A 12622-nucleotide genomic window follows, 5' to 3' on the forward strand; every position below is an offset into this window, starting at 1 on the left:
CGGACTAGATCTTGTCGCCGATCTTGAAAATACGAGCGAGCGGTTGCGTGGTCTTTGGACCAAACCAGGTGTCATAAATCTTGGCGGCGGTTCCATTGTCTTCCAGTTCGACAAGCGTCTTGTCGACCAGATCCTTCAAGCGTGCTTCGCCCTTGGGAATGCCGATGCCGATATAGTCGTTGGAAATGGAAAAGGCAGGAATTTCATAGTTTTCTTTGTCCGGCACATTGGCCAGAAGGCCAATAAGCTTTGGGCCATCCTGTGTAATGGCCTGCACATTGCCATTTCTAAGCGCTGTGAAGGCGAAGGGCGTGTCATCATAGGAAACAATGGTTGCCTTGGGAAAATCCCGGCGTAGAACAATCTCGTTGACCGTACCCTTATCCGCACCGATGCGTAGAGTGTTCAACTGATCGGGCGAGGAAAGAGTGCCCTTCTTGGCCAGGAACTGCTGGCCGGATGCAAAGTAGGGAATGCTGAAATCCACCTGCTTGGCGCGTTCCTCCGTAATGGTGAAATTGGCGAGCACCAGATCCACACTGCCTGAAACCAGAAGCGGAATACGATTGGCCGGGTTGGTCGGTTTGATTTCCAGTTCTACGCCCAGCTTTTCGGCGAGAATCTTCGCGTAGTCTACATCAAGACCCACGATCTGCTTGCTCGCGGCATCGACATAGCCGAAGGGCGGATTTGCGTCGAAGGCGGCCACTTTCAAAACGCCAGCCTTCTTGATGTCATCCAGCCGGTCGGCATGAGCTGTTCCAAATGAAGCGAGGATGACGAGCGATGCTGCTAAAAACTTGTTCATCTAAAAATCCTTGTACGTCCTCATGGCGGTTGTTCGCCATGTCGGGTTCAATTAAATCGTACAGAACCACTAGGTCGTCGGAGGAATTAACAAATTCTACCTAATAAGTAGAAAATATTTTTTCGGACTGTGGTTTGGTTGACTCTGGCATCTGTTCAAATCGATTGACATGACGGCTGGACATCCCAACGGCTTTTTTCGATAACAACCGGCGAGGTTGTCAGTCGATGCCTCGATCAGAGGAAGTGCAAACGCGCCGTTCTTCGGCCGTTGGGCAAAGGCAATCATGGCAACCAAGACGGATATTGCAAAGCGCGTCTACAATCACACCTGGAAACTCGATCCGATCGTTCGAAGCCTGATCGACACGGATTTCTACAAGCTTCTCATGCTTCAGATGATCTGGAAGCTTTATCCTCAGGTGGACGTTACCTTTTCCTTGATCAACCGAACCAAGCGTGTGCGCCTTGCCGACGAGATCGATGAGGGCGAATTGCGGGCGCAACTGGACCATGCGCGAACGCTTCGGCTTTCAAAAAAGGAAGCGATCTGGCTGGCCGGTAACAGCTTCTATGGCAAGTCGCAGATTTTCGAGCCGGATTTCCTCGCCTTTCTCGCCAATTATCAATTGCCGGAATACGAGCTTTCCAAGCGCGACGGTCAGTATGAACTGACCTTCCATGGCCGCTGGGTGGATACCACCATGTGGGAGATCCCGGCACTGGCGATCATCAACGAACTGCGTTCACGGGCAGCGATCCGGTCATTAGGCCTCTTCACGCTGGATGTTCTCTATGCCCGCGCCAAGGCGCGCATGTGGGAAAAGGTAGAGCGCCTGCGCTCTCTTCCGGGCCTGCGGATTTCCGACTTCGGTACACGTCGCCGCCATAGCTTTCTCTGGCAGCGCTGGTGCGTGGAAGCGTTGAAGGAAGGTGTCGGTCCTGCCTTTACCGGTACCAGCAACGTCCTTCTGGCCATGGATTCCGATCTGGAAGCGGTGGGAACGAATGCCCATGAACTCCCCATGGTCATGGCGGCCTTGGCTAACAATGATGAAGAGCTGAGGGCTGCGCCCTATAAGGTTCTGAAAGACTGGAACCGGCTCTATGGCGGCAATCTGCTGATCGTGCTTCCAGACGCCTATGGCACGACGGCCTTTCTGCGCAATGCGCCGGAATGGGTGGCTGACTGGACGGGCTTCAGGCCGGACAGCGCGCCGCCAATCGAAGGCGGTGAGAAGATCATCGAATGGTGGAAGAAGATGGGGCGGGATCCGCGCCAGAAGTTGCTGATCTTCTCAGACGGTCTGGACGTCGATGCGATTATCGACACCTATCAGCATTTTCAGGGCAAGGTGCGCATGTCCTTTGGTTGGGGTACAAACCTGACGAATGATTTCGCAGGCTGCGCTCCGGAAGACATCGCCGGTCTGAAGCCGATTTCCATCGTTTGCAAGGTAAGTGAGGCAAACGGCCGTCCTGCCGTCAAGCTCTCTGATAACCCGTTGAAGGCAACGGGCGATCCATCCGAAGTCGAGAGATATCTGAAGTTCTTTGGACAGGAAGATCTGGTCGAGCACGAAATTTTCGTGTGACCGGACAGTGTGAAGCGGGCCGGGTGGCCCGCCTCACGGCACAGAGTTTACTCGATGATCTGCACAACCGTATGGGTACGAGGATCGACGATCACGCGCTGATCGTTGACGATGGCGTAGGAATATTCGCGGTGCTGCGGAACCGGCGTCAGCACAACGGTTTCCGGCAGAGGTTCACCGACGACTACCTTACGTTCGACAACAACGGGTGCTGCGACCGGTTGCTCGCGAACATAGGTGACGACTTCGCGCGGCGGCGGATCAATGGCTGTGCCAAGCGCGGCACCCGCAATGCCACCAACGGCCGCACCGATGGGACCGCCTACGATTGCGCCTGTCACGGCGCCGCCAGCTGCACCGCTGACGGTGCCATCCTGAGCAGAAGCTGTACCAATCGTGGCGAGGGTCAGAACTGCCGTGGCAGCCAGAATGATCTTACGCATCAGTTTATCTCCTCTCGTTGTTTCAGTTCGGCTCAAGAACTCCCAACGTCGGCAACCCGTTCCCGAGTCTGCCACACGAAAAGTGATAGAAAGTTACTTTTTGCAAGCGACACGCCGCCGAAGGCAGTGAGTAGCTACTCTAAAACATATGTTTACAAACTAAACATGTGTTTTTATGATATCAGCCTCTCGATAAGGATTAATAATGTTCCCCGATCTAGCTCAACAGGAAGCTGCCGTACTCAAGCTGATTGAGGAGAACCCATTCGTCGGACAGCAAGAGATTGCCGATGCTCTGGGGCTGGCGCGTTCCACGGTGGCAGCCCATATCGTCCAGCTTGTCCAGAAAGGCTACATCCTGGGGCGTGGCTATGTCCTCCCCCACGTGTCTCGTGTCGTGTGCATGGGCGGCGCCGTCTTCGATCGTAAATATCGCGCGCGCCAACCGCTGGTTCCTGAAACCTCGAACCCGGTCGATGGAATGCGTAGCTTTGGCGGTGTTGCCCGCAATGTCGCCGAAAACCTTGGCTTGCTTGGTGCCTCGACCAGTTTCATTTCCATTCTCGGCGATGATGAAACCGGCAGCGCAATGCTGGCGCATCTGCGACAGATCGGTATCGACGTATCGCAGGTTTTGACAAGCACGGAGCGCCCGACTGCGGAATATGCCGCCGTTCTGGACGAGAAGGGTGACCTTGCCATTGGTCTGGCTGATATGGGCATCTTTGATCTTTTTCAGCCTGCCCATCTGGAACGGGTTTGGCCGCATCTGGCGTCTGCAAGCCTGGTCTTCTGTGATTGCAACTTGCCAGCCGAAACGCTGAGACTATTGATCGAACGCCGCAGGGGCGCGCGCTTCCGCCTGGCTTTCGATGCCGTTTCCACCCATAAGGTCATGCGATTGCCGGATGATCTGAGCGGGATCGATTTCCTGTTCATGAATCTGGATGAGGCCAATGCGCTGATGGCGCGGCGCTCGCTCGGACCTTTCCGGGACGCCGAAGCTGCTGCCCTTGCCCTTGTGAATGCCGGCGTTGCCCATGCGATCGTGACGCGTGGGGCATCCGGTGCTGTCGTTGCCGAAGGAACGCAGGTTCGAGCCGTTCCTGCGGTCACGGCAGAACCCGTTGAAATGACGGGTGCGGGCGACGCGATGATTGCCGGAACGCTACAGGCCTTGCTCTCTGGAAAACCTGCCTTCGAAGCCGTGCGTATGGGTACACTACTGGGTGCCTTGACTACAGAAAGCGCCGCCAGCGTCCACCCTGAACTCTCCCCCCGCTTCATTGAGGCGAACATGCACCGGCTCCAGCCGATCGAAAGGATTTGACATGACCCTTCACAAACCGAAACTCAGCCGCGAAGTGGCAGAGGCTCTTGCCGCTGGCGGCCCCGTCGTTGCGCTGGAATCGACCATCATCACCCATGGTATGCCCTATCCCGCCAACCTTGAAACGGCACTGGCGGTGGAAGATGTCGTTCGGCAGAACGGTGCCGTGCCCGCGACGATTGCTGTGATCGACGGTGAGTTACGCGCCGGTCTGGAGCGCGCCGAGCTTGAGGCGCTGGCGCAGGCCAAGGGCGTGGTGAAGGCCTCCGGTCGTGATCTGGCGGTTGCCATGGTACGCAGGCAGTCCGCGGGGACGACGGTGTCAGCGACAATGCTGCTGGCAGATCTCGCGGGCATCGATATCTTTGCAACCGGTGGTGTCGGTGGCGTGCATCGCGGCGCGGAACAGAGCTTCGATATCTCCGCCGACCTGACTGAACTGGGCCGCACGAAGACAGCTGTCGTCTGCGCGGGCGTGAAGTCCATCCTCGATATCGCCAAAACGCTGGAATATCTCGAAACACAGCGCGTGCCGGTCATTGCCTACGGTACGGACGAGTTTCCGGCCTTCTTCACCCGCACCAGCGGCTTCAAGGCAGATCACCGGCTGGATACGGCAGAAGAGATCGCCAGCGCCATGCACCTGCATCACAAGCTTGGAACCGGAACCGGCCTGCTGATTGCAAACCCGATCCCTGAAGAAGCCGCTCTCTCCAACGCATTCATCGACGGCACGATTGCCGATGCGGTGCGCGAGGCGGAAGAGCGCGGCATTGGCCGCAAGGAACTGACGCCCTTCCTGCTGGCGCGCATCAATGAGCTTTCAAAGGGCGAAAGTCTCAAGGCCAACATCGCGCTGGTAAAGAGCAATGCGGCGCTCGCAGCACGCATGGCCGTTGCCTACGCGGCGCTGAAGAAGGGCTGATCGGCGACAATTCCCTTGTTTTGTTCCCAAAATGGGAATAAAAGAGAGTATGCAGATCATCGCGAAATCGCGTCTGAGGGATTTCTGGGAGCGCCACCCTCAGGCGCGAAAGCCCTTGTCGGATTGGTATCGACTGGTGTCGGCGGCAAAATGGTCGGCTCCTTCCGACGTGAAGGCAATGTTCGGAAGCTCTGTCGATTTCGTCGCCGATAACCGGATCATCTTCGATATTTCCGGCAACAAGTATCGGCTGATCGTGCACGTGGCCTATGCCTATCAGCGTGTTCTGATCAAGTTTGTCGGAACGCACGCAGATTATGACAGGATTGATGCGGAGATTGTCGAATGAAAGAGATCAGACCCATCAGAACACAAGCCGATCTTGATTGGGCGTTCGGTGAAATCGAGCCCTATTTCGATGCGCCGCCCGCGGCTGGCTCAGAAGAGGCGGATCGCTTCGATATTCTGTCCGATCTTATCGAGGCTTATGAGAACCGCACTGTAACCCTGGCGGCTGCCGATCCTATCGACGTGCTGACGTTCTACATGGAAACGACGGGGCGCACCCAGTCGGATCTGGCTGATGTCCTCGGCTCCCGTTCACGGGCGTCTGAAATCCTTCGCCGCAGGCGCGCGCTGACTCTGGACATGATCAACAGTTTGCGGCGGGAATGGCACATCCCCGCCGATTGTCTGGTTGAGCCGTATCCTCTGGCGGCGTAAGCGCTTTACGCTGGCAGACGTGCCAGACGCTCTGTCAGAAGCGCGTAGAAGCCATCGGCATCGACATCGCGCATGAAGGTCGCATTCTTCGGGCGGTTGGTCACGCCCCACCAGTCGACAACCGTCATGCCCTTGGTGAGTGCGCTATCCGCTTCGATTTCCACATTGCAGAGACGGCCCGAATAAAGCTCTGGCTTGATGAGATAGGCGATGACGTTTGGATCGTGCAGCGGTCCGCCATCGGTGCCGTATTTCTGTTCGTCGAAACGCTCGAAGAATTCCAGCCAGCCGACAACGGCTTCCGAAAGCGGCGTGCCAAGCGCCTTGATGGCGGCCACGCGCTTTGCTGTCGTCAGCACCTGATGGGTGACGTCCAACGGCATCATGACGATGGGTGCACCGCAGCCGAACACGATCTTGGCGGCAGCCGGGTCAACGAAAATGTTGAACTCGGCGGCGGGCGTCACGTTTCCGCCCTCGAACAGGCCGCCGCCCATCAACACGATCTTCTGGAAGCGTTCAGCAAGCTTTGGCTCGCGCTTCAGTGCGGTTCCGAGGTTGGTCAGCGGACCGAGCGTGCAGATCACGACACTGCCTGGCTCACTGTTCATGACGGTCTCGATGATGAAATCGACGCCGTGCTGCGCCTGAAGCGGCATGGTCGGCTCCGGCAGATCGGCACCATCCATGCCGGTTGCGCCATGCACATATTCGGCGGTGAACAGCGTGCCCTCCATGGGGCCATCGCAGCCTGCAAACACCTTCACGTCGGAACGTCCGGCGAGTTCGCAAACCTTGCGGATGTTTTTCGACGTCAGCGCTACCGGCACATTACCAGCTGCCGCCGTGATGCCCAGCACCTTGATTTCCGGACTTCCCAGCGCCAGAAGAATGGCAAGCGCATCGTCCTGGCCCGGATCTGTATCAATGATGATCTTTTGCGGCATGATAGGTCTCTTCTTGGTCTTGTAAGGCAAGCGCCTTGATAAGCATCAAGCGATGGATGTTGCATGTTGCGCCACGCTCGACAAGCCTGTGCAACGACGGCCTGAGAACCAAATCGGTCGCTCTGCGTAGTAGAAGGCAAATGGAGGCTTTCGATGACAGACACCACCCTATCGTCCCCGCCAGTGCAGACGGGGAAGCTTGCCTGGATCACGGGTGCCAGCTCGGGTATTGGACGTGCAGTGGCAATCAAGCTCGCGCGTGAAGGTTACCGCGTGGCGGTAAGCGCTCGCAGCGCCGACAAGCTGATGGAGCTTCAGGCCGAAATGCCGGACCGCATTTTTGCCTTTCCGCTGGACGTGACGGACCGTGCCGCCGCAAGTTCGGTCGCAAACGCCATCCGGGCCAGCCTCGGGCCGATCGATCTGGCCATCTTTTCCGCAGGGAGCTACAAGCGCGACAGCGTTCGTCGTTTCAACAGCGGAGCCTTCGCAGAAACACTGAACCTGAATGTTATCGGTACCGCCCATACGCTGGAAGCGGTGATACCGGATATGATTGCGCGGCGAAGCGGCGAAATCTGCGTCGTCGCCTCCGTTGCAGGCTATGTCGGTTTGCCGGGCGGCGGCTTTTACGGAGCCACAAAAGCAGCTCTCAACAATCTGTGCGAAGCGCTTTATCCGGAACTGGAGCGGGAAGGGGTGCGCATGCGTGTCATCAATCCCGGCTTCGTCGATACGCCTCTGACGGCCAAGAACGATTTTCCGATGCCATTTCTGATCAGTGTCGATGAGGCAGCAGAGAGCATCGTCGATGGTCTGAAGACAAACAAGTTCGAGATCATATTCCCATGGAAAATGGCGTTTGCCATCAAGTTCCTGCATGCGCTGCCGCACAGGCTGCGATTTGCACTGACCCGGAAGATGCTGCGGAAATGAAGGGGCTTTCTCCCGGGATATTGATCCCGGGAGAGGCCGTCAGGATGATTTTGCCAAACGAAACTGCGCGACGTCGATCCGGCCGGTGCGAAAACCGGCAGCGCAGTAGTGCAGGTAGTAGTGCCACATGCGGAAGAACCGCTCGTCAAATCCCAAGGGGGCGATCTTCGCCCAGGCGGCCTGGAAAGCCCGATCCCACACGAGCAGGGTCCGCTCGTAATCCCGGCCAAACCGGAAGGAATCCTGAACCTTCAACCTGGCCTTTTCGGCAATCTCTCCAAAATTGGTCACCGTAGGCAGCATGCCGCCCGGGAAGATGTAGGTCTGGATGAAATCCGCGTGCCGTCGATAGAGCTCGAAGCGGCTTTCATCAATGGTGATGACCTGGATCATGGCTTCCCCGCCCAGGACCAGCAGATCGCGCACCTGCTCGAAATAAATCGGCCAATGTTCTTCACCGACCGCCTCGAACATCTCGATCGAGACGATCTTGGTGAACTGGCCGCGTACATCGCGGTAATCCTCGAGGCGAATTTCGCCACGTTCAGCGAGTCCGGCGTCCGCCAGCCGCTGGCGCGCATAGGTTGCCTGTTCCTTGGAAAGGGTGAGACCCGTCGCACGGCATCCTGTCTCGCGGATCGCCTGTTCCATGAAACCGCCCCAGCCGCAGCCGATTTCCAGGACATGGTCGTCCGGACCAATGCCGAGATCGCGAATGATGCGGCCGTATTTTTCTCGCTGCGCCTCTTCAAGCGGCATATCGGCGCGCGTGTAGATCGCTGACGAATAGGTCATGGATCTGTCCAGCCAGAGCCGATAGAAATCATTGCCGAGATCATAGTGGAAGGCGATGTTGCGACGGCTCCCCGCCTTGGAATTACGGCGAAGGCGGTGACGCAGATGTGCCAGCCGGCCAAACAGCGCCATTGGCTTGACGAGTTTTTCCCAATCCTTCTCGTTGGCCATGGCAAGATCGAGAACATTGCCAAGATCCGGTGTCGACCAGTCTCCATCCATGTAGGCGCGGGCAAAGCCAAGGCTTCCACCGGTCATCACCTGCCGCAAGACACTTGCGCGATGGAAGCGGATGGTGGCCGACGGACCCTGCGCGCTGTTGCCAAAATGGTATTCACGCCCTGTTGGAAACAGCACCGTCAGGCGACCATGGCGTGTGCGCGCCAGCATGCGGCACAGCATCTTCTCCCAGAAGGGTCTGCGCTCTGTGACGAGAAAGGGATCTCCATGTCCGGCATGCGTCATGATGCACTCCTCCACTCAAACAATGGTCTGTTCCACCGAACTCGCAACCCGCTCCGCCGCGGGCTTGTGCCTGTAGATCGGCACACCCTTCAGCCAGAGACGAAGCGCCTCCCAGTGGATCCCCGCCATGACCTTCATGGTCATCAGCGGATAACGCATGAAGACGCGGGCAAGACCCGCATCGGATAGTTCGGAACGTGCGCCGGCAAAACTTGCATAGAGCAGATCGCCCTCGGCATCGCGTTCATTGATCGCCACCTTCACCTTGTCGCCCGTTACATTGGCTCCGGGTGGGAGGATATCGAAGTCGTAGGCGCAGTCCATAGGAACAAACGGAGAGACGTACATGGCCTTCTCGCAGGAATGGCGGACCGGGCCTTCCCGATGAGAACCCGCCGGTATCACGTAAGTATGCCGCTCATGGAATGTATTGCAGACCTCGTAGAGCAGCGCCAGAAGATTGCCCTGTTTGTCTTCGCAGAAATAAACCGTCAACGGATTGAAAACATATCCGAAGATGCGCGGATAACATAGAACCCGAATGCGCGCCGGAAAGGTCTCGATCCCTGCCATGCGCAAGTGATTTTCGGCCCAGGCTCTGAGCCCATTCCTCTCGCCGTTTCCATGATCCTGATCGTAGAAACTGAACAATGCGCGGCGGTTATGGCCGAAAAGCTTCAGCGAACGGTCGAGCAGCGGAAGTTCATCCAGATCCAGCAATAGCGAAAACACACTATAGCGCAGACGATGCGTCTTCGGCCGGTGCCGGGCATGGATCACGTTGCCCGCATAGATGGCGGAGGATAGGGTCATTCTGCCGCTGCCAGAAGGGGTGTCGAAAAGATCCGACCCGACTCGTCCGCGACCTGCCAGGGGCGGCGTGAGCCTGTTGCAGCCTCTGCGGCGGCAAGTCCTGCCTGCAGACCATCCTCATGGAAGCCACTGCCGAAATGGGCGCCACAGAAGAATGTGTTCCGGCGACCCTGGAGATCCCAGATCCGCTTTTGAGCTGCCATGGCGCTGAGGTCGAACAGCGGATGCGTATAATTGTACGTCGCGACGATCTTGTCCTTGCGGATCTCTCGACAGGCATTCAGCGTGACAAACAGGTTTTGACGACGGTCGAGATCCTGCAACAGATTCATCCAGTAGGTCACGCAGAGCGGAGCCCCGTCGGCTGCCTGCCGACCGGCAATATAATTCCAGCTGGACCAGACAGATTTACGCTTCGGCATCAGGTTTTCATCGCTATGAAGGACCGCAACATTGTCCGTGTATCGGAAGGACCCGAGAATTTCACGCTCAAGGTGATCTGCATCACCGAGCATGGACAAAGCATCGTTCGCATGGGTTGCGATGATCACGTCGTCGAAGCGGTCGGCGTGACCGGACTTGTCGGTCACGATCACGCCGTTTGCCATCCGTTGAATGCGGGCTACCGGCGTCGAGAGGCGGATCTCGCCGGCAAAGTCGGCAATCAGGCGGCGGACATATTCGCGGCTGCCACCCAGGACTGTGCGCCAGCGAGGACGGCCCTTAAGGAGGATCAGACCGTGATGAACGAAAAAGCGCACGAAGGCGTGAAGCGGATAGGCGCGCATATCGATTGTGGTCATCGACCAGATGGCAGCTCCCATCGGCAAAAGATGATCTTCAATGAAGGCTTTCGAATAGTTTTCGCGGTCGAGATATTCGCCGAGCGTCAGACCCTCAAGCTCCGGACGTTTCAGAAGGCCTTCGGCTTCGCGATAGAACCGCAACACATCCGTCAGCATCCGCCAGAAGCGGGGGCGGGCGATGTTCAGCCGCTGTCCGAGCAGCCCCTTCAGACCGGTGCCGGAATATTCAAACCTTCCATCGTCGATGGAGGCCGCAAAGCTCATGTCAGAAGCAATGGTCGGGACATTCAGATGCTGGAACAGAGCCACCAGATTGGGATAATTCTTGTCATTATAGACTATGAACCCCGTATCGACCGGGATATCGCCATAGGCAGTGGGAACGATTGCCGTATTGGAGTGACCGCCCAGACGATGATCCGCTTCATAAAGCACGACACGATTGGATCGCGAGGCAAGCCACGCTGCAGACAGGCCGCTGATGCCAGACCCGATAACCGCGATGCGACGATTTCCTGCCGTGTATGAAACCATTTTGATTTTCCACTGTTTACCTATGCTTAGGCTCTACGGCGGCGATCACGAAACGGATTGCTGATAAATTTCTTTTCCCTCCCATGATCCGCCGCAGGATGTCTGGCGTAACGCCAAACATGAGCTTGACTGTTTCCATCTCGGCAAGGACGTGCCACAACGAACAACAAGCGGCCAACCGGCCGCGTGCTCGCGTTCAGCTTGGCCAAAGGATGAAACGGACTGATTTGACTACGCCGGAACATGAACTTTCCCCGGCAGACTTGTCCAAATTGCTGACCCGTGTCGGGCAGCAGCGCGACGTGGATGCCTTTGAAACACTGTTCCGCCATTACGGGCCGCGCGTGCGCTCCTTCATGGCGATGAAGACCAGGGACACGCAGCTCGCGGAAGAGCTGATGCAAGAAACCATGATGGCCGTCTGGAACAAGGCGATGCAGTTCGATCCGGCGCGAGGCAATGTCTCCGCGTGGATCTTTACCATAGCCAGAAATCAGCGGATTGACGCGTTTCGCCGCAAACGCCCGATGTTCGATGAAAATGATCCGGCATTTGTGAAGGACGATATTCCGCCTGCGGACTTGGAGCTCGAAGAGCGCCAGGATGCGGAGCTTCTTCGCAAGGCCATGGAAACACTGCCGCCAGAGCAGCTCGACGTTCTGAAGCGTGCCTTCTTCGATGAGGCATCGCATTCCACGATCGCGCAGGACATGGGCATTCCTCTTGGAACTGTGAAGTCCCGTATCCGGTTGGCCTTTGAGAAATTGCGTTCGACCCTGGAGGCCGTGCGATGAACGTTCAACACCAAGTCAGCGACGAGCTTCTGCTCGACTATGCATCCGGAAACCTGTCTGAAGGCTGGAGTCTGGCCGTAGCTACGCATCTGGCGCTTTGTCCGCAGGCCCGCCGCCGCCTTCAGGCCATGGAGGGTGCGGCCGGTGCGCTGTTCGACAAGATCTCCGTAAGCGAAAAGGCGACGGACACCGACTGGGACAAGATGAAGGCGAAGCTTTCCGGTTCTCGGACTGCGGGTCAGGCTATTTCGCGGCCATCCCAATCGGAAGGCGTCATCCCGGAGCCACTGCGCTCCTATCTGGGTGGTGATGTGTCCAGCCTGAAGTGGAAGGCACTTGGACGTGGTGCCTATCAGATCCGCATCGATACCGCGGATCCAGACACCCAAGTGCGCCTGCTGCGCATTCCGGCTGGAAAGCCAGTGCCGGAGCACACGCATGACGGTCGTGAGTTGACGCTCGTTCTGGCTGGCAGCTTCCACGACGGTCAGGACCTGTTTGCCCGTGGCGATTTGGAAGAGGCAGATGGCTCGCTTCTCCACACCCCGACCGCCACGGAAGGCGAGGACTGCATCTGTCTTGCAGTGACGGAACGTCCGCTGAAATTCTCAAGCTGGGTCGTGAGAATGATCCAGCCAATCCTCAAGATCTGAGGTTCCATCAGCCGGTCCCCTGACCGGCTGATTTTTTTGGTAGGTGAAAGGAAGTA

The 12622-nt window shown here is 57.3% G+C and carries 14 protein-coding genes; 8 read left to right on the forward strand and 6 right to left on the reverse strand.

Annotation, left to right across the window (positions count from 1 at the left end; genetic code table 11):
- Positions 1-4: 4 nt before the first annotated feature.
- On the reverse strand, positions 5-808 hold the full coding sequence (locus MUU53_RS07270; protein ID WP_247260306.1) for an ABC transporter substrate-binding protein: 804 nt from the start codon (positions 806-808) through the stop codon (positions 5-7).
- Positions 809-1094: 286 nt separating this feature from the next.
- Between MUU53_RS07270 and pncB the strand changes: the two genes are divergently transcribed.
- The gene (gene pncB / locus MUU53_RS07275; RefSeq protein ID WP_247260307.1) at positions 1095-2402 is read left to right on the forward strand and encodes a nicotinate phosphoribosyltransferase; all 1308 of its coding nucleotides are present in this window, start codon (positions 1095-1097) and stop codon (positions 2400-2402) included.
- Between the two features lie 47 nt (positions 2403-2449).
- Here pncB and MUU53_RS07280 read toward each other — a convergent pair whose 3' ends face one another.
- Positions 2450-2848: a DUF1236 domain-containing protein gene (locus tag MUU53_RS07280; RefSeq protein ID WP_247260384.1), complete on the reverse strand. Its 399-nt coding sequence runs from the start codon at positions 2846-2848 to the stop codon at positions 2450-2452.
- Between the two features lie 202 nt (positions 2849-3050).
- On the opposite strand from MUU53_RS07280, the gene MUU53_RS07285 reads away from it, so the two are divergent.
- Genes MUU53_RS07285 through MUU53_RS07300 form a run of 4 tightly spaced genes read left to right on the forward strand, consistent with a single transcriptional unit; the run spans position 3051 to position 5823 of the window.
- A complete protein-coding gene (locus MUU53_RS07285) occupies positions 3051-4175 on the forward strand; it encodes a carbohydrate kinase (protein WP_247260308.1) in 1125 nt (374 codons plus the stop codon).
- Between the two features lies 1 nt (position 4176).
- Positions 4177-5100, forward strand: a complete 924-nt coding sequence (locus MUU53_RS07290) for a pseudouridine-5'-phosphate glycosidase (protein WP_247260309.1) — start codon at positions 4177-4179, stop codon at positions 5098-5100.
- 49 nt (positions 5101-5149) lie between these two features.
- Positions 5150-5449 (forward strand): type II toxin-antitoxin system HigB family toxin, encoded by a 300-nt coding sequence (locus tag MUU53_RS07295; protein WP_247260310.1) that lies wholly within the window; start codon positions 5150-5152, stop codon positions 5447-5449.
- Positions 5446-5823, forward strand: a complete 378-nt coding sequence (locus MUU53_RS07300; protein ID WP_247260311.1) for a helix-turn-helix domain-containing protein — start codon at positions 5446-5448, stop codon at positions 5821-5823. The genes MUU53_RS07295 and MUU53_RS07300 overlap by 4 nt, the downstream gene beginning before the upstream one ends.
- 5 nt (positions 5824-5828) lie before the next feature.
- Here MUU53_RS07300 and MUU53_RS07305 read toward each other — a convergent pair whose 3' ends face one another.
- Complete coding sequence (locus MUU53_RS07305) at positions 5829-6770, reverse strand: nucleoside hydrolase (protein WP_247260312.1); 942 nt, start codon at positions 6768-6770, stop codon at positions 5829-5831.
- Between the two features lie 153 nt (positions 6771-6923).
- Here MUU53_RS07305 and MUU53_RS07310 point away from each other — a divergent pair, with 153 nt between their 5' ends.
- Positions 6924-7706, forward strand: a complete 783-nt coding sequence (locus MUU53_RS07310) for an SDR family NAD(P)-dependent oxidoreductase (RefSeq protein WP_247260313.1) — start codon at positions 6924-6926, stop codon at positions 7704-7706.
- Positions 7707-7745: 39 nt separating this feature from the next.
- Here MUU53_RS07310 and MUU53_RS07315 read toward each other — a convergent pair whose 3' ends face one another.
- The 3 genes from MUU53_RS07315 to MUU53_RS07325 are packed head-to-tail and all read right to left on the reverse strand — an operon-like array spanning position 7746 to position 11119.
- Positions 7746-8966 (reverse strand): SAM-dependent methyltransferase, encoded by a 1221-nt coding sequence (locus MUU53_RS07315; RefSeq protein ID WP_247260314.1) that lies wholly within the window; start codon positions 8964-8966, stop codon positions 7746-7748.
- Between the two features lie 15 nt (positions 8967-8981).
- Positions 8982-9779 carry a DUF1365 domain-containing protein gene (locus MUU53_RS07320; protein WP_247260315.1) on the reverse strand — a complete coding sequence of 266 codons (798 nt, stop codon included), beginning with the start codon at positions 9777-9779 and terminating at the stop codon, positions 8982-8984.
- Positions 9776-11119: an NAD(P)/FAD-dependent oxidoreductase gene (locus MUU53_RS07325; RefSeq protein ID WP_247260316.1), complete on the reverse strand. Its 1344-nt coding sequence runs from the start codon at positions 11117-11119 to the stop codon at positions 9776-9778. The genes MUU53_RS07320 and MUU53_RS07325 overlap by 4 nt, the downstream gene beginning before the upstream one ends.
- Before the next feature lie 227 nt (positions 11120-11346).
- Between MUU53_RS07325 and MUU53_RS07330 the strand changes: the two genes are divergently transcribed.
- Both MUU53_RS07330 and MUU53_RS07335 read left to right on the forward strand, forming a co-directional pair.
- Positions 11347-11913 carry a sigma-70 family RNA polymerase sigma factor gene (locus tag MUU53_RS07330; protein ID WP_247260317.1) on the forward strand — a complete coding sequence of 189 codons (567 nt, stop codon included), beginning with the start codon at positions 11347-11349 and terminating at the stop codon, positions 11911-11913.
- The gene (locus tag MUU53_RS07335) at positions 11910-12566 is read left to right on the forward strand and encodes a ChrR family anti-sigma-E factor (protein ID WP_247260318.1); all 657 of its coding nucleotides are present in this window, start codon (positions 11910-11912) and stop codon (positions 12564-12566) included. The genes MUU53_RS07330 and MUU53_RS07335 overlap by 4 nt, the downstream gene beginning before the upstream one ends.
- Positions 12567-12622 lie beyond the last annotated feature (56 nt).

The organism is Affinirhizobium lemnae (assembly GCF_022968395.1).
Taxonomy (GTDB): Bacteria; Pseudomonadota; Alphaproteobacteria; order Rhizobiales; family Rhizobiaceae; genus Neorhizobium; species Neorhizobium lemnae.